The sequence below is a fragment of the Streptomyces monticola genome, assembly GCF_042665355.1.
In the GTDB taxonomy this organism is placed as follows: domain Bacteria; phylum Actinomycetota; class Actinomycetes; order Streptomycetales; family Streptomycetaceae; genus Streptomyces; species Streptomyces monticola.
In genome coordinates this window covers 1-21,114 of record NZ_JBHTCF010000025.1, presented here as the reverse complement: position 1 = coordinate 21,114, position 21,114 = coordinate 1, and the positions used below count along the sequence as shown (strand labels likewise).

General features: G+C 71.6%; 10 protein-coding genes. 6 read left to right on the top strand and 4 right to left on the bottom strand.

The features are described from left to right. Positions 1-208: 208 nt before the first annotated feature. The gene (locus ACFQVC_RS37055) at positions 209-1,807 is read right to left on the bottom strand and encodes a serine/threonine-protein kinase (protein WP_381839154.1); all 1,599 of its coding nucleotides are present in this window, start codon (positions 1,805-1,807) and stop codon (positions 209-211) included. A 538-nt stretch (positions 1,808-2,345) separates the two neighbouring features. Between ACFQVC_RS37055 and ACFQVC_RS37050 the strand changes: the two genes are divergently transcribed. The 6 genes from ACFQVC_RS37050 to ACFQVC_RS37025 all read left to right on the top strand — a co-directional run bounded on the left by ACFQVC_RS37050 (position 2,346) and on the right by ACFQVC_RS37025 (position 13,331). Then, on the top strand, positions 2,346-5,840 hold the full coding sequence (locus tag ACFQVC_RS37050) for an FHA domain-containing protein (RefSeq protein WP_381839151.1): 3,495 nt from the start codon (positions 2,346-2,348) through the stop codon (positions 5,838-5,840). Between the two features lie 398 nt (positions 5,841-6,238). Further along, a complete protein-coding gene (locus tag ACFQVC_RS37045; RefSeq protein ID WP_381839148.1) occupies positions 6,239-7,621 on the top strand; it encodes an ABC transporter substrate-binding protein in 1,383 nt (460 codons plus the stop codon). Positions 7,622-7,625: 4 nt separating this feature from the next. After that, positions 7,626-8,993 carry a carbohydrate ABC transporter permease gene (locus tag ACFQVC_RS37040; protein WP_381839145.1) on the top strand — a complete coding sequence of 456 codons (1,368 nt, stop codon included), beginning with the start codon at positions 7,626-7,628 and terminating at the stop codon, positions 8,991-8,993. Then, the gene (locus ACFQVC_RS37035) at positions 8,990-9,970 is read left to right on the top strand and encodes a carbohydrate ABC transporter permease (protein WP_381839142.1); all 981 of its coding nucleotides are present in this window, start codon (positions 8,990-8,992) and stop codon (positions 9,968-9,970) included. Before ACFQVC_RS37040 ends, ACFQVC_RS37035 begins: the two co-directional genes overlap by 4 nt. Before the next feature lie 204 nt (positions 9,971-10,174). Then, the gene (locus tag ACFQVC_RS37030) at positions 10,175-12,433 is read left to right on the top strand and encodes a bifunctional glycosyltransferase/CDP-glycerol:glycerophosphate glycerophosphotransferase (RefSeq protein ID WP_381839139.1); all 2,259 of its coding nucleotides are present in this window, start codon (positions 10,175-10,177) and stop codon (positions 12,431-12,433) included. A gap of 58 nt (positions 12,434-12,491) precedes the next feature. Beyond that, positions 12,492-13,331, top strand: coding sequence for a class I SAM-dependent methyltransferase (locus ACFQVC_RS37025; RefSeq protein ID WP_381839136.1), 840 nt, complete (start codon positions 12,492-12,494; stop codon positions 13,329-13,331). 124 nt (positions 13,332-13,455) lie between these two features. On the opposite strand, the gene ACFQVC_RS37020 is transcribed toward ACFQVC_RS37025, so the two are convergent. Genes ACFQVC_RS37020 through ACFQVC_RS37010 form a run of 3 tightly spaced genes read right to left on the bottom strand, consistent with a single transcriptional unit; the run spans position 13,456 to position 20,956 of the window. Beyond that, the gene (locus tag ACFQVC_RS37020; protein WP_381839133.1) at positions 13,456-14,622 is read right to left on the bottom strand and encodes a glycosyltransferase; all 1,167 of its coding nucleotides are present in this window, start codon (positions 14,620-14,622) and stop codon (positions 13,456-13,458) included. Next, positions 14,619-17,450, bottom strand: a complete 2,832-nt coding sequence (locus tag ACFQVC_RS37015; protein ID WP_381839130.1) for a CDP-glycerol:glycerophosphate glycerophosphotransferase — start codon at positions 17,448-17,450, stop codon at positions 14,619-14,621. Before ACFQVC_RS37015 ends, ACFQVC_RS37020 begins: the two co-directional genes overlap by 4 nt. Then, complete coding sequence (locus ACFQVC_RS37010) at positions 17,447-20,956, bottom strand: bifunctional glycosyltransferase/CDP-glycerol:glycerophosphate glycerophosphotransferase (RefSeq protein ID WP_381839127.1); 3,510 nt, start codon at positions 20,954-20,956, stop codon at positions 17,447-17,449. Before ACFQVC_RS37010 ends, ACFQVC_RS37015 begins: the two co-directional genes overlap by 4 nt. Between the last annotated feature and the right edge of the window lie 158 nt (positions 20,957-21,114).

Here is a 21,114-nt window from a genome sequence, read left to right as displayed (position 1 = left end):
CTACGGGCTCCTGTTGACGACAAAGCTACGCGGCTGAGTCGGCAACCTTCACTTCCGTGGGAGAAATCACCCTGCAGACGTCGACAAATCTGCAGGGCGGGCGGGAACTTGGGGTTTTCGCGCGGGATAGGTCACCAGAAGCGCGGGACGGGTTCATCCAACGCACTCCCGCGCGGGCCCCGTTCTCCGGGGTCCCGCGCGGGAATCGTCACTTGGAGTTGCCGCCGAGATCGCCGACCCAGCCGGACACCGTGGAGACCCAGTCGGTCAACTGCTCCCAGTAGCCCTTGGTGGTGCCGATCCAGCCCTGCAGGGGGCTGAACTCCCAGACGAGCCAGCCGGCCACGAAGAGGATGACGATCGTGAACAGGCAGCCCTTGAGGCAGCCGAGGCCCGGGATCCGCATCGGGTTGGCGCTGCGGCGGCGCGGCTCGCGCGGCGGCCGCGGCTGCTGGGGCGGCGGCTGCTGCGGAGGTGCGTAGCGCTGCGGCGGCTGCTGGGGCTGCGGCGCGGGTGCGTAGCGCTGCGGCTGGTGCTGCTGAGGCTGCTGCTGCGGGTAGCCGTAACCGCCCTGCGGCTGCTGGGGCTGGCGCTGCGGGCGGCGGCGCAGCGGGTCCTGGCTCGGGTCCAGGTACTGCACCTGCGTCTGGTCGTTGCGGTCGCGGGCGGCCCGCAGCTGGTTCTGCCACGGGTGCGGGTCGTCGGACTGCGGCGGGCCGTCGGGGCGCGGCGGCACGGGCGGCAGCACCGCGGTCGGGTCGGCCCCCTGGCCCCCGCCGTCACCACCGGTGTGCTGCATGACGCTGGTCGCCGCGTTGGGGTCGTACGAGCCCGCGTTGTTCGGCAGGACCTGCGTCGGGTCGGCGGCGCCCGGGGTGTCGGGGACATGGGCCGGCGCCGGGTCCGGGGCGAGCAGGGCGCCCACGCCTTCGGCGGCGGCGATCTGCGCCGAGTTGGCGTGCACGCCGGTGCCGTCGGCGACCGTACGCAGACCACGGGCGAGGTTCTCGGCGCTGGGCCGCTCGTCGGGGTTCTTGCGCAGGCAGCGCTCTATGACCGTCCACAGCGGTTCGGGGATGGTGGTCGGACGGCGCGGCTCCTCGCTGAGGTGCCGGTGCAGGACTTCGAGCGCGGTGCCGCCGGCGAACGGCGGACGGCCCGTGACCAGCTCGTACAGCAGGATGCCGGCGCCGTAGATGTCGACGGCGGACGTCTGCGGGCGGCCCTCGGCGGACTCGGGCGCCACATAGGCGGGGGTGCCGACGAACTCATGGGTGCGGGTCAGGCCCGGGGAGTCGGCGAGGCGCGCGATGCCGAAGTCGGTGAGCATCGGACGCATACCGCCCTCGTCGTCCTTCAGGAGGACGTTCGCGGGCTTGAGGTCCCGGTGCACGACACCGTCGGCGTGGCTCGCGGCCAGGGCGTCGGCGATCTGCGCGGTGAGCAGCGCGGCCGCGACCGGGGTCATCGGCCCGCTGTCACGGATGTAGCGGTGCAGGTCGGGGCCCTCGACGAGGTCCATGACGAGGGCGAGGAGATCACCTTCGACGACCAGGTCGCGGGTGCGGACGATGTTCTCGTGCGTCAGGCGCAGCAGAACGGAGCGCTCGCGCAGGAAGCGCATCACCACGTCCGCGTCGTTGGCCAGCTCCTCCTTGAGGACCTTGATCGCGACGGTCTCGCCGGGCTGCCCGGCCACTGCGGCCTCAGCACCCGCGGTCTCGCGCTGGCGGGCTCGCCAGACGGTGCCCGTGGCGCCGCGTCCGAGCGGCTCCTCGAGCAGATACTTGCTGCCTACCGGCCGCACGTCATGCGCTCCCTGTCGATCTGGGTCGATCTGGTCCTGAGGTCGGCACGGACACCCGGGCGTCCTGGTGATTTCCGGGAACGTCCTGATGTCCCGACCCGCTGTCCGCCTGGCTTTCCGACCGGCTGTCTCTTCGGTGTTCCGATCCACTGTAGTGGGGCCGAACAGGTCGCCGGTCTGGCGTCGCCTGCCCCGGCTCAATACCGGTACACCTCACCGGCACACATCGGTTCGAAGGAAAGACGCGCTCTCGCGGCCGTTGGTTGCCGGGACCCGGAACGTGATCTTCGGTCACCCTTGGCCGCCGATCTTCAGCAGTACTTCGCGGGACCTTCAACAACGATCCCAACCAGGCCTGTGCAGGCACTTTTGCGAGCAGACCCAGCCAATCAAGATCACTTACCGGTGGGTGGCGGGCGTGTTGTCAGTGCCAGGTGCGAGGATGCACAGCAGCACGGAGCCATGCCGTGTGCGGTGGGGGGAGTCACATGGGCCGTCCCCCTGCCGGGCACCCGCGCAGAAGGGACCGCTGACGGCGATGCAGATCCGGCTGACCGTCCTCGGGCCGCTCAGCGGCCGGACACCGCAGTCCGCTCAGGGCGCGCTGCCCCGTGCCTGTGACGTGCTCGTCACCGCCCCCGCGGGGACCGCGCTCTCGGCCGTGGCCTCCGGCCTGGCCACCGCGGTCGGCATCCCGGAAGGCCCCACTGTGGTGTACGCGGGCACGGACCGCCTGGACGCCAGGGAGGCCACCCTCGGTGAGCCCCCGCTGCTCGACGGCGCGGTGCTCTCGCTGCAGGGTCCGGCCGAGCCCGCCCCCTCCGCCGAAGGCGCCGCGGCCCGGCTGCATGTCGTCGCGGGACCCGACGCGGGCGGCGTTCATCTGCTGCACGGCGGCCGGATCAGCATCGGCCGCTCCGCCGACGCGGACGTGCCCCTCGACGACCCGGATGTCTCCCGGCTGCACTGCGCGGTGACCGTCGGCCCCGACGGCCGCGTCTCGGTAGCCGACCTGAACTCGACGAACGGCACGGCGGTGGACGGCCGCCCGGTCACCGAGCAGGCCGTGCGCCTCTCCCCCGGAGCACTGCTGCGGATCGGCGAGTCCACACTCCGCCTGAGCCCCGCACAGGACACGTCGGAGGCACTGCCCGCGGTCGCGGACGGCGAAGGGCATCTGCGGGTCGGGGCCGATGAGGCGGCCTCTTACTTGGGGGCGGCTTCTCCTGCGGGGACGGGGACGGGACTGCCGGGTTCCGGTCCGGGAGCCCCCGCGGGCTCCCCCGCGACGTCCCATGCCGGAGGCGCCGCACCGAGCACGTCCTCCCTCGGAGAATTCCTGGCCCCGCCCATAGGGACGACGGTGAGCGGGTACGGCGACGGCGGCACCCCGGCCACGGCCGGCGATCCGACCTACGGCCGCGGCGCACCCCTCGCCCCGTCCGAGGCCTACGAAGGGCCGCACGGCCAGGACCACGCATACGACCAGGGCCAGGAAACCCAGGACCAGGGGCACCCCCAAGGCACCGCACCCCAGCGCGCGGGCACGCCCGCGCGGGGCACCACCGTGCCGCGGCAGGTCCGCAGGCGCGGCGGCCTGAGCGCCTGGGCGAGACGGCTGACCGGCGGGCGCGGTGAGCAGCCGCCGCCCGCCGCCGGCCCGGTGGCGCACGCTCCGGCCGCCGAGGCACCCGCACCCGAGGCCTGGCCCGACCCGTCCACACTGCTGCTCACCGCACTCGGCCCCGGGCCCCGTCTGTGGGAGCGCGATCCGGCGCACCCTGAGGCGCTCGCCGTGCGTCTGGGCACCGCGGACCGGACGGCGCCCGACGGCGCGGGCCTGCTCCCGGCCGTGCCCGTGACGGTCGGCCTTCGCGAGGCCGGCGCCCTGGGGCTCGCCGGACCGCGGCCGCGCCTGGCCGGGCTCGCCCGCGCGGTGCTCGCCCAGCTCGCCGCGCTGCACGCGCCCACAGACCTGGAGATCGTGCTGCTCAGCACCGACCGGGGCCGCAGCACCGAGGAGCGCGTCGAGCAGTGGGCCTGGCTCGGCTGGCTCCCGCATCTGCGGCCCGGGCACGGCCAGGACTGCCGGCTGCTCCTCGCGTACGACCGCGACCAGGCCGCCGCCCGCACGGGTGAGCTCCTTCGCCGCCTGGAGGAGCGCCAGCAGGACAGGCTCTCCGCCCAGCCGGGCACGGTCACGGCACAGCCGGGCGGCTCCGCCACCCAGCCGGGCCCGCTCACCGCACAGGCGAACGCCGCACAGTCCGGCACCGTCACCGGACCGCCCGACGAAGCTCGGCCCCCCGCGCAAGGCACCACGCTGTCCGCCGCACAGGGCACGGACGCCAGGGACACGGACTTCGGGAACACCGACTCCAGGGACACGGACTTCACGAACACCGACTCCAGGGGCACGGACGCCAGGGGCACCGGCTTCACCGGCCCCTTCACGGTGCTCGTCGTCGACGGCGACCCCGGTTCGGCCGGGCTGCGGGAGGCGACCGTGCGGCTCGCCGCCGAAGGACCCGCGGCCGGGATCCACGTGGTGTGCCTCGCCGAGACGCCCGCCGCCTCACCCGCGTCTCCGGTCGCCGCCACCTATGAAGCGGCCTGTGCCTCCTCGCCCGCCTTCCGCGCGTGCGGTGCCGTCGCCCTCCTGAGCGGTGATGTGGCCACGGCGCTGCGGCTCCTGCGTACGTCCCAGGGCCGCCCTGTGGGCCATGGCACCGTCGCCTCGGTGGACGCCGTGTCCGCCGCCTGGGCGGAGCGCTTCGCCCGCGCACTCGCACCGCTGCGGGCCGCGGACACCGCCGGCGAGCGGCACACACGCGTGGCCGCCCCGCTCCCCCAAGCGGCCCGTCTGCTCGACGAGTTGGGCCTCGCCAGGGCCACCCCGGCGTCCCTGATGGCCCGCTGGGCGGCCGCGGCGGACGACCCTGAGGCGCTCGGCGGCCGCGCCCAGGCCGTGCTCGGGGCGGGCCCCCGCGGCCCCGTGTGCGCCGACCTGGTGACATCGGGCCCGCATCTGCTGGCCGAGGGCCCGCCGGGCAGCGGCAGGACGGAGCTCCTGCGCTCCGCCGCGGCCGCGCTCGCCTCCGCGGAGCGCCCGGACCGGCTGGGGCTCATCCTGGTCGACGGCGCGGGCGGCGAGCGCGGCGACGGCCTGCGGGTCTGCACGGATCTGCCGCATGTCACCACCCATCTCGCGGCCAACGACCCGGTGCGGATGCGGGAGTTCGCCCAGGCGCTGAGCGCCGAGCTGAAGCGCCGCGCGGAGCTGCTCGGCCGGATCGGCTTCGCCGAGTGGCACACACAGCGGGCGGTATCGGGCCGGATAGTGGCCCAGCGCAGCCGCTCGGGCGGCGGCTCCACCGGGGCCGCGCCGACCTCCGCCGCCCAGGATCCCGGCGGGCTCTCCGGGGGCTCCGGCGACCTGGACACCCCGCCCAGCACCACCCTCAAGTTGCGTACGAAATCCGCGAGTTCAGGCCAGACTCAGGAGCCGGGACCCGACGCGTCCCTCCCCCGTCTCGTCGTGCTCGTCGACGACATCGACGCCCTGGTGGCGCCCGCGCTCGGAGCGCCGGGGCGGCCGTCGGCGGGCTCGGTCGTCCGCGCTCTGGAGGCCGTCGTCCGGGACGGCGAGCGGCTCGGCGTGCATCTGATGGCGACCACCGGCCGCCCGGAGCGCACCGCCGACACGGAGTTCGCCCACCAGGCGGCCCTGCGCATCGTGCTCGACGCCCCCTCGGCCGCCCCGGAGGACCCGGCACCGGGCCGGGGCCGGCTGCACACGGCGGACGGCCCCGCGGTCCCCTTCCAGGCAGGCCGTGTCACCGGCCGCATCCCGCGTACGTCGACGCTGCGTCCCACGGCCGTCCCCCTGGAATGGCAGCGCATGGGCGACCCGCCGGCCCGCCGCCCGGTGCGCGAGCTGGGGAACGGCCCGACGGACCTCGCGCTCCTCGCGAGTGCCCTTGAGCGGGCAGCTGCGAGCGTCCCGTCCGGCACCGGGGCACCATCCGCCTAGCGCTCCGCGGGAAGTCCGGTAGAGCACCTGCGGGTGCGTCGTGGCTGGTCGCGCGGCTCCCCGCGCCCCTTCGGGGGCGCCGGGAACCGCCCCCGACTTCGCCAAGCCCCCAGCACCCCACCCCAGCCCCGAACTCAAGTCACTCAAGGGGCAGTTGAGCAACATCACCACTCACTCGGCGACAACTTCCGAGCGTGCCGTCCGCCCTCCCACGCCAACCGCGTATCAGCCGCATGCCCGCACGTCACGAGCCGGTCACGATCGCCCACTTGACTCGGCAGGCGCTATTGCCGGGCCTCGGGCGCCGGGCGTAGACCTGTGCGCACGGGACAGCGCACCGCGCAGCATGTCCGCATGGGACAGCGCACCGCACGCGCAATGGGAGAGACGGGGCAGTGATGCGCACAACTCTTCACACACGCAGAGGCACACGCCGAGGCACACGCAGGGCCGCCATAGCGATCGTCGCCGCGGGCGCTCTCGCTCTCACCGGCTGCGGCGGCGACGACAAGGACGACGGAAAGAAGGGCGGCGGCACGGACGAGGGCAGCAAGCCCACCGTCCAACTGCCCAAGCTGGACGGCGAGAAGGTATCCGTCTCCGCCGTCTGGGGCGGCGCGGAGCGCAAGGTCTTCCTGCAGGTACTCGACGAGTTCGAGAAGCGCACCGGGGCCCAGGTGTCCTTCGTACCCGCGCAGGACCCGATCATCGGCTTCCTGGAGTCGAAGGTGGCGGGCGGCGAGCCGCCGGATGTCGCGATGCTGCCGCAGGTCGGCGCGATCGAGCAGGCCGTGGCCAACAAGTGGGCCAAGCCGGTGGGCGCGGAGGCACAGGCGCAGCTGGACAAGAACTACGCGGACGGCTGGAAGCAGCTCGGCGCGGTCGACGGCAAGCAGTACGGCGTCTACTTCAAGGCCGCCAACAAGTCCCTGGTCTGGTACAACACCGCGGTCATGAAGAACGCCGGCGGCCAGGAGCCGAAGACCTGGAAGGACTTCCTGCAGACGGCGCAGACCATCTATGACTCGGGTATCGCCCCGGTGTCGGTCGCCGGTGCCGAGGCGTGGACCCTCACGGACTGGTTCGAGAACATCTATCTGTCACAGGCGGGCCCGGAGAAGTACGACCAGCTCGCCCAGCACAAGATCAAGTGGACGGATCCGTCCGTGAAGCAGGCGCTGACCACGCTCGGTGAGCTCTTCGGGAAGAAGGACTTCGTCGCGGGCGGCGCCAAGGGCGCGCTCGGCACGGAGTTCCCCGAGTCGGTCAAGCAGACCTTCGTCGGCGGCGACCAGCCCAAGGCGGGCATGGTCTTCGAGGGCGACATGGTCTCGCTCGCCATTTCGGAGACCAAGGCCAAGGTCGGCACGGACGCCAAGGTGTTCCCGTTCCCCGCGGTCGGCGACGAGTCGCCCGCGGTGGTCGGCGGTGACGCGGCCGTGGCCCTGAAGGACAGCAAGGGCGCACAGGCCCTGCTCACCTTCCTGGCCTCGCCGGACGCCGCGGCGATCTGGGCGAAGGCGGGCGGCTTCATCTCGCCGAACAAGAACCTCGACGTCGCCGCGTACCCCAATGACGTCCAGCGCGATATCGCCAAGGCACTGATCGCGGCGGGCGACGACATCCGCTTCGACATGTCCGACCAGGCCCCGCAGGCCTTCGGCGGTACGCCGGGCAAGGGCGAGTGGAAGGCCCTGCAGGACTTCCTGAAGAACCCGAAGGACGTCGCCGGCACCCAGACGACCCTCGAAGCCGCCGCCGCCAAGGCCTACAAGGACTGACGCGGTGTCAACGGCCACGGCCGGGGGCGCCGCCAAGGCGTCCCCGGCCCCGCAGCAGCGCAAGAGCGTCACCGGCACCCGCAAGCGACTGGCAGTGGCCTTCCTGCTGCCCGCGCTCGTGCTGCTCGGGGCGCTCGTGGTCTACCCGATCGGGTACTCGATCTACCGCAGCTTCTTCGACAAGTCGGGGGACTTCTCGGGGTTCGCCAACTACGGGGAGCTGTTCACCGACGACACGATCCTCACCGCGATCAAGAACAACGCGATCTGGGTGGTGCTCGCCCCCGCCATCGCCACGGCCCTCGGCCTGATCTTCGCGGTGCTCACCGAGCGGGTCCGCTGGGGCACCGCCTTCAAGCTGCTCGTCTTCATGCCGATGGCGATCTCGATGCTCGCCGCGGGCATCATCTTCCGCCTGGTGTACGAGCAGGACCCGGACCGGGGTGCCCTGAACGCCGTCTGGGTGGGGGTGCACGACACCTTCGCGGAGTCCTCGGCGTTCCCGAAGGCACATCCGGGCCAGGAGTCACCGCTCAAGGCGGGCGGTGGCGGCAGCTTCATCACGCGTACGACGGTCAAGGCCGGTGAACCCGTGGTGCTGCCACTGCTCGGCGTGCCCAAGGAGAAGATGCCGGACGGCGCCGAGCCGGCGAAGCCCGCGCAACCCGATCCGGCCAAGGTGACCGGGACGGCCTGGCAGGACTTCACCCTCGGCAAGGGCGTGGGCACGCGCAACGCCCCGGACACCACGGAGTCCGGCTACCCGGGCATCACGATCGAGGCCGTCAAGGACGGCAAGGTCGTGGAGTCGACGAAGGCGGCAGCGGACGGCACGTTCGCGCTCTCGGACGAAGCTGACGGCGCCCAACTCCGCTTCCCGGCAAGCAACTTCCGCGAGCCGTACAACGGCGTGGACTGGCTCGGGCCGGAGAAGGCGATCCCGTTCATCGGGCTCAACTTCGTGACCCTGTCGGTGATTCTGAGCTACGTGTGGATGTGGGCGGGCTTCGCCATGGTGCTGATCGCGGCCGGCCTCGCCGGTATTCCGCGCGAACTCCTGGAGGCGGCCCGCGTCGACGGCGCGAACGAGTGGCAGGTCTTCCGCAGAGTGACGGTGCCGCTGCTCGCCCCGGTGCTCGCGGTGGTCGCGGTCACCCTGATGATCAATGTCCTGAAGATCTTCGACCTGGTCTTCATCATCGCGCCGGGCGATGTCCGCGACGACGCGAACGTCCTCGCGCTGCAGCTCTACAACTCCTTCGTGGACCGTGATTCGGGCGTCGCAAGTGCCATCGCCGTCCTGCTCTTCCTCCTGGTCATCCCCGTGATGGCCTTCAACGTACGACGGCTGCGCAGGGAGGTGCGGCGATGAGCGCCGACAGTGGTACCCCCGGTGCCGCGGCCAGCGGCGCAGGCCCGGGCACAGGCACAGGCACAGGCCCCGGCCCCGGCCCCGGCCCCGGCACACCCGACGGACCCCACGGGGCCGTGAAGGCCAAGCAGACCGTCGGCTCCCGTATCGCGGAGGCCGTGAGCGGCGGGCTGCTGCGGGTGTTCCTGCTGGTCGTCGGCCTGATCTGGCTGGTGCCGACGATCGGCCTCGCGCTGTCCTCGCTGCGCGACCCCGCCGACATCAGCGCGAGCGGCTGGTGGAAGGTCTTCACCGTCCCCTCGCAGATCACCTTCGAGAACTACTCGCATCTCCTCGACGACGAGACCATCACCAACTCCCTGCTCTCCACGGTCTCGATCACGGTGCCGGCGACGCTGCTCGTCGTCGTGATCGGCTCGCTCGCCGGATACGCCTTCGCGTGGATGGAGTTCCCGGGGCGCGACTGGTGGTTCCTCGGCGTCGTGGGACTGCTCGTGGTGCCGGTGCAGGTGGCGCTGCTCCCGGTCTCGAAACTCTTCGGCACGCTCGGCATCTTCGAGACGACCCTCGGCGTGATCATCTTCCATGTCGCCTTCGGCCTGCCCTTCGCGATCTTCCTCCTTCGGAACTTCTTCGCGGAGATCCCGAGGGAGCTCCTGGAGGCCGCCCGTCTGGACGGAGCCGGTGAACTCCGGTTGTTCTTCCGGGTCGTGATGCCGCTCGGCGGACCCGCGATCGCCTCGCTCGGCATCTTCCAGTTCCTGTGGGTCTGGAACGACATGCTGGTCGCGCTGATCTTCGCCGACTCCAAGAACCCGCCGATCACGGTCGCCCTGCAGCAGCAGGTGCGGCACTTCGGCGACAACGTCTCCATCCTCGCGCCGGGCGCCTTCATCTCGATGGTGATCCCGCTCGCGGTGTTCTTCGCCTTCCAACGCCAGTTCGTGTCGGGCGTGATGGCGGGCGCGGTGAAGTAGCGCACTTCGCGGGCGCACTTCGCGGGCGCACCTCGCGCGGGCCGAAGTCCCCGTATTCGTACGTAGTTTGAGTACGCCACCCATGAGGGCGGTCCTCCGGAAGGCTCCGGAGACCGCCCTCACCCCTTTGCCGCATTCGGCGTAACCGCCGGGCCCCGTCGGCCGTTTCCGGGCAGTATGCCCGCGCCGACCCATGGATGTGCCTTGCCCCGGTTCAGTGTCATCGTTCCCGCATACAAGGTGCAGGCATACCTGCACGAATCCCTCCAGTCCGTACTGAGACAGTCGTTCACGGACCTGGAGCTGATCGCGGTCGACGACTGCTCACCGGACGCGTCGGGCGACATCATCGACGAGCTCGCGGCCACCGACGCGCGGATCAAGCCGGTGCACCTCAAGGAGAACGTGGGCCTCGGGCGCGCCCGCAACGCCGGCATGGAGCACGCCACCGGCGACTATCTGCTCTTCCTCGACAGCGACGACACCCTCACTCCGGGCGCCCTGCAGGCCATCGCCGACCGCCTCAAGGAGACCGGCTCCCCCGACGTCCTGGTCCATGACTACGCCCGCACGTACTGGACCGGCGAGACGGTGCGCAACCAGCACTCCGCGCAGCTCACCGAGGAGGGCGAGGCGCCCTTCCAACTCGCCGAGCGGCCGGGCCTGTTGAAGGTTCTGATGGTGGTGTGGAACAAGGCGTATCGCCGGGAATTCATCGAGCGGGAGGGCTTCCTGTTCCCTCCCGGTTACTACGAGGACACCCCCTGGACCTATCCAGTCCTGATGGCAGCGGAAACGATCGCCACCCTTGACCGGGTGTGCGTGCACTACCGGCAGCGCCGCCAGGGCAACATCCTCGGCACGACCAGCCGGAAACACTTCGACATCTTCGACCAGTACGACCGGGTCTTCGCGTTCGTCGACGCCCGGCCGGAGCTCGCCAGGTGGCGGCCCGTGCTGTTCCGGCGCATGGTCGACCACTACTCCACGGTGTTCACCCGGCGCGGCCGGCTGCCGCGCGGCAGCCGGGCCGAGTTCCTGCGCAAGGCCCGCGCCCAGTACCGCCGCCATCACGTCAAGGGCGCTCAGGTGCAGCCCCGCACCCGCCTCCGGCACGGGCTCGTCAAGTTCGCCGCCCACCGCACCTACCGCGCACTGTGGGCCGTCAGGGCCGTGAAGAACCGTCTCGGCGGCCTCACCACGGGCATCCGCCGGGCACTGCGCGGAGGCCTGCTCCAGCTGCACTACCGGATCCAGCTGCGACTGCCGGTACGCGACAACTACGCGGTGTTCTCGGCCTATTGGGGACGAGGACACAGCTGCAACCCGGGAGCCATCGCGGAGAAGCTGCACGAGCTCGCCCCGCAGATCCGCACCGCCTGGATCGCCGAGAGCGCCCACCACCACACCGTGCCGACCGCCAGCAGGAAGCTGACGCCCGGCACCGCCGCGTACTGGACGGCCCTGGCCCGTGCCAAGTACCTGGTGAACAACGTCAACTTCGACCGCCGCCTCAAGAAGCGCCCCGGGCAGGTGCTGATCCAGACCCAGCACGGCACCCCGCTCAAGCACATGGGGCTCGATCTGCAGGACCGCCCGGCCGCCGCTCGCGACATGGACTTCGGCGCCCTGATGGCCAATGTCGACAAGTGGGACTACGTCCTGTCGGCCAACCGCCACTCCACCCTGATCTGGGAACGCGTCTTCCCTGGCTCGTACAAGACACTTGAGTACGGCTATCCGCGCAACGACCTCTTCCAGCGCGCCACTTCGAAGGATGTCGCCCGCATCCGCGAGGGCCTCGGCATCCCGCGGGGCACCGTCGCCATCCTGTACGCCCCGACCTACCGCGACTACCGCCGCACCCAGCGCACCTCCGTCGACCTGGAGCGGATGCTGCGCGCGCTCGGCCCCCGCTTCACGGTCCTGACCCGCGCCCACCACTCCTACGACGCACCCCTGAGCCGCGCGGACTCCGCCCGGCTCATCGACGTATCGGACCATCCGAGCGTCGAGTCGCTGTGCCTGGCGAGCGACGCGCTCATCACCGACTACTCCTCGCTGATGTTCGACTATGCCAACCTGGACCGCCCGATCGTCGTGTACGCCGACGACTGGGAGGCCTACGAAGCGGCCCGCGGCACCTACTTCGACCTGCGGGCCTGCCCGCCCGGCACCGTCGCGCGCAGCGAGGACGAGCTGATCGACATCTTCGCGACCGGGCACTGGCGGGGCTCCCGCTCCACCCAGCTGCGCACCGCGTTCCGTGAACGGTTCTGCGGCTGCGACGACGGCCGTGCCGCCGAGCGCGTGGTGCGCCATGTGTTCCTCGGCGAGAGCGCGGGCCTGCCGGCCGTCGTGCCGCTCGCGGAACGCCGCCCCGTACCGGCCCCGGCAACCGGCGACCACCTCCCCGAGCAGTACCAAGGGCTTACCGCCCTGCTCCCCAGCGAGCACCCCTGAGTTGCCATCCCCCACACGCAACACGCCCATATGAACGCACCTGACCCCAGGAGCACCCATGAGCACCGCATCAGCCACCGAGGCCCTCCCACGCCCCACCAGGCTCGCCGATGTGAAGGGCTGGTTCTTCCCCGCCGACCAGCTGCTCTTCGACTGGATCCTCAGTCGCCAGGCCGAGCGCGAGGAACACGGCGATCTCCTCGAACTGGGCGCCTACCTCGGCAAGAGCGCCATCTTCATGGGCTCCTACCTGCGTGCCGACGAGACCTTCACGGTCTGCGACCTCTTCGACTCACCCGCCCCCGACGACTCCAACTCCAAGGAGATGAACCGCTCCTACTCCACCCTGACCCGGCGCGCCTTCGAGGCCAACTACCGCTCGTTCCACGACGAGCTGCCGGTGATCCTGCAGGCCCCGTCCTCGGTGATCGCCGACGAGGTCCCGGCGGCCAGCTGCCGCTTCGCGCACATCGACGCCTCGCACCTGTACGAGCACGTGCACGGCGACATCGCCGCCACCCGTGACATCCTCGGCCCCGACGGCATCGTGGTCCTGGACGACTTCCGCGCCGAGCACTGCCCGGGCGTGGCCGCCGCCACCTGGGGCGCGGTGGCCACCACGGGCCTGAAGCCGCTGTGCATCACGGCCACCAAGTTCTACGGCACGTGGGGTGCGTACGACGAGATCCACGCGGAGCTGCTCGCCATGCTGGGCGGCCGCGACGACCTGTGGCACGGCGCCGAGCAGGTCGCCGGGTACCCGATGATCCGGATCGACGGCAAGAAGGCGAAGGCACCGGCGCAGCCTGCCTCCCGGCACACCTCGGAGGCACTGCCGAACGTGCCCTCACAGCCGGCCCGCAGTGGCCTTGCCCGCCTGCTCAAGGGCCGCCGCTGAAGGGCTCCACCAAGCGGCTTGAGGGAAGTCCGGCGTGGTTCCCCGTGCCCCAAAGGGACGCGGGGAACCGCGCGACCAGCCACGACGCACCCGCAGGTGCCCTACCGGGCTTCCCGCGGAGCGCCTAGCGCTCAAGCAGCGCGAACAGGTCCTCCCAGCGCCGCAGGATCTCCTCCTCGGAGAACCGCTGCACGTTCTGCCGGGCCCGTTCCCCCATCGCGTCCCGCATCCGCGGGTTGCCCGTGAGGCGAAGCAGGCGGTCGGCGAGGGCGCCGGTGTCGCCGGGCGGGGCGAGCAGTCCGTCCTCGCCGTGCTGGACGATCTCGCGTACGCCCGGCGCGCAGTCGAAGGCCGCGCACGGCACTGCGCTGGCCATCGCCTCCATCAGGGCGAGCGGAAAGCCCTCGCCGCGTGAGGACTGCACGAACACCGAGGCCCCGGCGAGCGCGCCCGGTACGTCGTCGGTGCGGCCCATCCAGCGCACCGAGCGGTTCAGGCCGAGCAGAGTGCACTGCCGCTTGCGCTCGTCCTCCTCGACCCCCGCGCCGTAGACGCGCAGCGTCCAGTCGGGCCGGTGCGGCGCCACCTGGGCCCAGGTGTCCAGGAGCATGTCGATGCCCTTCTGGTCGTGCAGGCGGCCGATGGAGGCGACCACCTTCTCGCTGCGGGGCGAGGGCACCGTGGGCAGATGGGCGAGGGCGTTGGGCATGAAGCCCACGTTGTGCATGCCGTCGGCGATCCACTGGTCGGCGTCCTCCTGGGTGAGGGTGAGCCAGCGGTCGACGTGCGGGTAGTTGTGCCTGACCCAGCGGTAGCGGTGGCAGGCCTTGGTGTACGCGTACGACTCGTGGCTCATGCCGATCACGGTCAGGCCCGCGGTGTCCGCCGCGCGCAGCCACTCCATGGGCCAGACCTGGGTGACCACGATGACGCCGCCGGGCCGGGCCGTACGGAAGATCTCCGAGAGCTGGTCGACGGCCCTGCGCTTGGCGGCGAGCCGGGCCGACTCGCGGCGCCTGGCCACCGGGTGCAGCCGGCGAAGACCCGTCATCGGGCGCACGGTGGGCGGGTGTTCGGCGTAGAGGCTGGTGACCGGGTAGCCCAGGTCGTCGGGCAGGGAGAGCTTCAGGTCGGCACGGTGGACGCCGATGGCGTGCACACGGTGGCCGTGCCGCTTGAAGAGGCGGGCCATCTGGTGCATCCAGGCGGTGACACCACCGAGCTCGTCGGTGGTGTTGGAGACGAGAAAGACATCGCGGGCCGTGGTGGCCGTCGCGGTCGCGGTGCTCACTTGCAGGTCCTCCTGACGAAGAGGGCGTCCACCACGGCGCGCGCGGAGTCCCCGTTGTCGTAGGCGCCGAACTCCTCGGCGAAGGCTCGGCGTTGCTCGGCATGGCCGGTGTCGGCGGGCTTGAGGTCGGCGAAGGTGCGAAGGAGCTCCTCCTCGCTCTCCACGACCGGTCCCGGTGCGCGCCCGCGCAGGTCGAAGTAGCTGCCGCGCTCGGCGGCGTACGCGTCGAGGTCCGGGGCGAACAGGACCACGGGACGGTCGAGGAGCGCGTAGTCGAACATGATCGAGGAGTAGTCCGTGATCAGTACGTCGGCGAGGCAGAGGAGTTCGCTGACGTCATGGTGGTCCGACACGTCGAAGAGCGTGCCGGGCGCGCACACCGGGAGTTCGGCGCGCTCCATGTAGTGGGGGCGCACCAGGAGGGTGTAGCGGTCGCCGAACTTCTCCGTGAACTTCCTCACGTCCAGCTGGAGTTGGAGCTTCTTGTCCTTCTTGAGGGCGCCGCGGAACGTGGGTGCGTAGAGCACGACCTGCTTGTGGTCGGGGATGCCGAGCTTCGCGGCGAGCGCGGGGCGCGGGAAGCGGCCCTCCGCCTCGTCCCTGGCCCGCGCCGCGACGAGACGGTCGTTACGCGGATAGCCGAGCCGCAGCAGCCGCTCGTCGGGGATGCGGTAGGCGCCGCCGAGGGTGCGTACATCGTGTTCGGAGCGGACCAGGAACCGGTCGAAGCGGTCCACGGCGCGCTGCAGCCGCTCGCGCTGCGGCAGGTTCTGCATCCGCACCCCGGTCTCGTCGAAGCCCATGCGCTTGTACGCGGTGCCGTGCCAGGTCTGCAGATACGTGGTGCGCGGGCGCTTGCCGAGCGCATGCGGGAAGCCCTGGTTGTCGACCCAGAACTCGGCCCTGGCCAGGGCCCACAGATACCGCCAGGACCAGCGGCGCACCAGCTTCGCGTCGTCGGGGAAGCCGGCGGGCGAGCTCGCGTAGGCCCAGGTGCAGCGCGTCTTGAGCCCCTGCTTGCGCAGCTCCTCGTAGATCGCGCGCGGGCTGTCGCCGTAGCACTTGCCCATGTGGCTCTCGAAGACGGCGGAGTTCCTGCGCACCGGCAGCTTGAGCAGCAGCCGGTTGTAGACGCGGGTCTTGACGGGTCCCGAGTGCAGCCGGTCGCGCTGCTTCTTCAGGGACTTCAGGAACGCCTTGAGCTTGCGTGCGGGCCTGAAGTTGGTCGCGTAGTGCGCGAGCCGGTGGGCGGTGCGGGCGGGGCGGCGGCAGGCCTGAAGTTCCAGGGCGAGATGCCCGCCCGCGGTGGCGTACGGCAGCCAGGTGTCGGCGCGCAGCCGGCCGAGCGCGCCGAAGCGGGGCCTGGCGGGGAACCGCCGTCCCTTGCCGACCACTTCGCGCTCGGCGAAGACATCGGCGACCGCCCGCTGCCCCTCGGCCGTGACGATGACCCGGGTGTCCCAGACCCGCTCGTTCATCCCGCGTACCGGCAGCAGGCGCGGGTCGAGCCGGAGCCGCCAGGTCAGGGCATCGCCCTGGTGGGCGGCCTCCTCGACGGGCAGCCGGAAGACCCGGCCGCCGCCGCGCAGGCGCAGCTCCAGGTGGACGGCGACGGGCGTGGCGGCGGGCAGCGCGTCCAGGGGCAGCACGATCCGCCCGGTCAGTTCCAGACGGCCGGCCTCGACGGTGCACCGGGTGAGCCGGTTGAACAGCCGCAGCTGCCCGAACGAGCGGTGCTGGTGGCCGAGTTCGGTGACATCGGTGACCGTGCGCGTCTCGGGGTCGTCGAGCCCTTCGCCGCTCCAGTGGATCCGCCCGTCCCGTTCGGCCAGGGCGGAGACGACGGTGCCGGGCCTTGCCAGGGCGTACGCCGCGGCCTGTACGCCGTCCGCGTCCCCGGCGGCGAGCAGGCGCACGCAGTTGCGCTCGACGGGTGGCAGACCGGTCCAGCGCCTGGGGTCGATCCGGTCCGTGAGGCGGGCGGCGACCTGCGCGGCGAGCTCGGTGCGCTCGGCCCGTGGCAGCCGCAGGAAACTCTGGGCGAGCGGAAGGAGCTGGTCGGTGACGAAGGCCCGGTCGCGTTCGTCGCGCAGCGCGGTCAGGCCCTGGCGCACCAGGAGGTAGCCGATCCGGCCCGAGGCGTCGAGCAGGGCGCCGATGTCGCGGCGGTGGTCGGCGGCGGCGCGGTGGGTGACGATCAGATTCGGGACGAGGGCGATCCGCCGGGCGGCGAGCGCGGCCCTGGCGCCGAAGTGCACCTCGCTGCGGGTGAGGTCCTCGGCATGCCGCAGGGCGCTCCGGTCCATCGCGTCCCGGCGCAGACAGAACCCGCTCACCAGGCTGTCCCTGACGACGAGTTCGGGTGCTTCGGCGATGTCCTCGACGGTGCGGGTGCGCGCGTGCAGGCCGTCCTGCCAGCCGGGTGCCTGCTGCTTCTTGCCGTCGGCGGTGAACTGGGTCCAGCGCCCCGCGACCAGGTCGGCGCCGGTGGTCCTGGCGGCCTCCCACAGGTTGCGGCAGGCGTGCGGCTGCAGTCGTTCGCCGGGCTCCAGGAGGAGTACGTAGCGGCCGTGGGCGGCGTCGAGGCCGAGGTTGCGCAGGGCCGCTGTGCCGCGCACCTCGTGGGGAGAGGCGAGGGAGCGCACCCGCTCGGGGTGGCGGGCGGCGAGCGCGGCGGCCGCCTTGCGGGCCGGCTCGTCGGTGCCGTCGCCGACGAGTACGACCTCCACGGAGCGCAGGGTCTGCGCCAGCGCGGAGGCGGCGGACGCCTGCAGGGCGGCAGGGGCTGCGCCCGTGGTGATGATGACGCTGAACTCCGGGGTGTTCATGCCTGGCCTCCGCTCAGCACGAGGTCCGCGACGCGGGCCGCGGCCTGTCCGTCGTCGAGATCGCAGTACGTCTCGCGGAATCTCTGGTATGCGCCCGCGTGCTCGGCGGTCGCGGCGTGCGGGGCGCGCACCGCTTCGAACAGCCGCTCCTGGTCGGCGATGAGCGGCCCGGGCGCCTTGGCCTCGAAGTCGAAGTAGAAGCCGCGCAGGGTGTCGCGGTAGTGGTCGAGGTCGTAGGTGTGGAAGAGCATCGGGCGCCCGGTCTGCGCGAAGTCGAACATCAGCGAGGAGTAGTCGGTGATGAGGACATCGCTGATCAGCAGGAGCTCGGCGACGTCCGGGTAGCGCGAGACGTCGCGGACGAACGCCGTGCGCGGCACGGAACCGCCGACGAGGTAGTGGCGGCGCACGAGCAGCACATGCCCGTCGCCGAGTTCGCGTTCGGCGGCGGCGAGGTCGAGCTGCAGGTCGAGGCCGTAACGCCCGTTGCTCTTGGGCTGGTTCTCGCGCCACGTGGGGGCGTAGAGCACGATCTTCTTGCCCTCGGGGATGCCGAGGCGTTCACGGACGGCGGCCGCGACCTTGCCGCGATCGACGGCGTGCAGCAGGTCGTTGCGCGGATAGCCGCACTCCAGGACGCGGCCCTCGTAGCCGAAGGCACGGCGCAGGATGGAGGTGGAGGCGCGGTTCGGGGTGACGAGGGCGCTCCACTGGGCGGCGCGGGCGGGGAGCGTCGCGATGAAGCCGGGGTCGGCGGAGATGCTGCCCGTCACGTCACGGCCGATGCGCTTGAGCGGTGTGCCGTGCCAGGTCTGGACGACGGTCTGGCCGTCGGCGCGCTCGAACCACTGCGGCAGATGGGTGTTGGTGACGATGGCCCGGCAGCGCGCGAGGGCCTCATACCACTCGGCGCTCCACAGCACCACGGGCCTGGCGGTCGGGGGCACCACGGCCTGCTGGTCACGGACGATCCACAGGTGCTCCAACTGGGCGCCCCTGCGGGCGAGTTCCTCGTGTACGGCGCGCGGCGAGTCGGAGTACTGGCGGCCGTCGAAGCTGCTGTAGAGCACGGCCTCGCGGCGGGGTTCGGCGCGCAGCGCCTGGTAGCGCTTGCGCAGTTCGCGCTGGCGCGGGTTGCCGCGGTCGGCGGCGGGCAGGGCGTTGCCCGAGGTCAGCAGGAGCCGGTCGTGGGAGCGGCGCTCCAGGGTGAACTCACGTCCGCCGAGGGTGCGTACCACCGGGAGTGCCTGGTGCTGCCCGGGGGCGACGTGCATGGGCACTGCCTCAGGGAGGGCACCGGTGGGGAGCACACCTGCCGCGGCGACCGTCTCGCGGAAGAAGAAGTACCAGCGCCCCTCGGCCATCGGCAGCACCCCGGCGAGCCCGTCGACCGCCGCGGGGCTGAGCACCGCGCGGAAGCGCCCGTCGGCCTGCCGCACGGGCAGCGTGAGCTCTTCGTTGTGACCGCTGTGCCGCAGGACGAGCTCGACATCGCGGACGCCGGGCGCCGGATAGCTGCCCTCGACGGTGAGTTCACCGTCATCGGTCCAGGTCAGCGCGTCGGCGATGGGCCGCACGGTCTGGTCGCGCAGCTCCAGGTTGCCGGCGGCGTTCGCGGTCAGATACAGCTCGCGGCCCGGCCGCAGCGGATAGCGGCCCGCGGGCAGTGTGTCCCGTGCGCCCACCGGCACCCGGCTGCCGTCGGCGCGCACCAGATAGGCGCCCCACGGCTCCGCCTGCCGGGTCTCCTCCTCGCCCTGGGGCCGGAACACGGTGAGCGGCACGACCGCCGAGAAGCTGCGGCCCTCCGCTCGCAGCGGGATGTCGAGGCCCTCCTTGGAGTGCCAGTTCTCCACCCGCAGCGTCATGTCACGGACCGGTTCGCGCAGGGTGCCCTCGACCAGGACCGACGCTCCTTCGGACCGGTGCCCGGTCAGCTGGGCCAGGGTGCGCTCCACCCGCAGCTGGAGGCGTCCCCGGCTCAAAGTCGGCACCACGCGCGCGTGGTCTTCGAGGTAGTGCACGGCGATCGGCGTCGACGATCCGGGCATCCGCAGCGGGCCACGGCGCAGCATGCCCCCGCCGAGCACCGCGGTCTCGGCCTGCCAGGTGGCGCTGCGCCGCTTGGTGAGCAGCCGCTTGGGGTTGATGACGGTCTCGAACCCCGCCCAGTCGTAGCGGTGCAGCCCTTGCTTGGAGGCGTAGGTCGCCTCGCGCAGGTACTTGGTGCGGGTCAGCAGCGGCGTCAGGCGCCGCTTGCCGAGCCGGAGCCAGGCGAACTTGATCCGTCCCGTGAAGCGGCCCGCGGGCAGGTTGCGGCGGTAGGCGAAGCCCGTCAAGTGCAGCCGTCCGTCGCGCCATTCGGCGTGCGTGATCTGGGAGACCAGCGGGATCTCGGAGCGCTTGAGCGTGGTCGTCGCGCGCGGCAGCGGCCCGCGCAGGGGCGGGTACTCGGCGCGTCTGCGGCGCAGTCCGCGTACCCGGAAGGCGTTCGGGTTGCCCTTCTCATAGGCGAGCAGATCGAGGAGTTCGGGCATCCGCCGCTCCCTGACCAGCTGCCACTTGACGCGCAGATGCAGCGGCAGGCCCGCGAAGACGGAGCGTTCGACGCCGCCCGCATAGGAGTTGGTGTACCGCAGGAACGCCTCGTGATACTCGGCGTCTCCCTCGGCCAGGACATCGAGGAAGTACCAGAGGTCGGCGCTGAGCACGGAGGCGTCGTAACGCCTTTTGCCCTCCTGCCACTTGGCGGACTCGGCGCCGGACGCGGCCTGCTCGGCACGCTCCGCGAGGAAGGCGCCCACCTTGGCGCAGGCGGCGGTGCGCTCCTTGACCGCGCGCGGTGTCGTACGCCGGTTGGTGATCGAGCCGTCCCGGTCGCGCCAGAGGTAGACGGTGTCCTTGAGGATGTCCACGCTCTGCGCGAGGAAGTGCGCGGGCACGATCACCGGCGTGTCCTCGAAGAGCACACCTTGAGGGAAGGACAGGGAGTGCCGGTCCCAGAAGTCCCTGCGGAAGACCTTGTTGCAGGCGATCCGGTCGGCGAGCAGCGTCCAGTCGCGGGTCACATGGGTGGCCGAGCGCGTGGACCGCATGGGCTTCTTGAACATCCAGGACTGCTCGGTCCTGCCGCCGGGCCGCAGCCGCAGCACATTGCCGCTCACGAAGTCGGAGCCGGACTCGTCGAGGGCCGCCAGCATCTTCTCGTACGCGTCGGCCGGCACCAGGTCGTCGCTGTCCACGAAGGCGAGGTGGCGGCCCCGCGCATGCCGCACGCCCGCGTTCCGCGCCGCACCGAGGCCCGCGTTCTCCTGCTCGACGAGTCTGAACCGGGGGTCGTCCGCCGCGTATCCCCGGGCGATGCGCGCGCTGCCGTCCGTGGAGCCGTCGTCGACCATGACGACCTCGAGGTCCTCCATGCTCTGGTCCGCAAGCGACTGCAAGCAGTCGTCGAGATACTCCTCGACGTTGTAGATGGGGACGACGACGGTGAGGCGGGGTGCCATGCGGTGCACACGATCCTTCCGGGCGGCCGGACATACACTTCGGCCCCTTTGAGGGGCCTACGGGTTAACAACAGATGGCGCTTCGCACGGTCACCCCAGGGCGGCCATTCGGGTGAACAAGAGGCCGGGCCCCCGCCCGCCGCACTCGGGCGGCGGGC

What these genes read in the sequence shown, in the direction of transcription:
- ACFQVC_RS37050 (WP_381839151.1), top strand. Translation starts at nt 2,346, where the DNA reads ATGCAGATCCGGCTGACCGTCCTCGGGCCGCTCAGCGGCCGGACACCG.
- ACFQVC_RS37045 (WP_381839148.1), top strand. Translation starts at nt 6,239, where the DNA reads ATGCGCACAACTCTTCACACACGCAGAGGCACACGCCGAGGCACACGC.
- ACFQVC_RS37035 (WP_381839142.1), top strand. Translation starts at nt 8,990, where the DNA reads ATGAGCGCCGACAGTGGTACCCCCGGTGCCGCGGCCAGCGGCGCAGGC.
- ACFQVC_RS37025 (WP_381839136.1), top strand. Translation starts at nt 12,492, where the DNA reads ATGAGCACCGCATCAGCCACCGAGGCCCTCCCACGCCCCACCAGGCTC.
- ACFQVC_RS37015 (WP_381839130.1), bottom strand. Translation starts at nt 17,450, where the DNA reads ATGAACACCCCGGAGTTCAGCGTCATCATCACCACGGGCGCAGCCCCT.
- ACFQVC_RS37010 (WP_381839127.1), bottom strand. Translation starts at nt 20,956, where the DNA reads ATGGCACCCCGCCTCACCGTCGTCGTCCCCATCTACAACGTCGAGGAG.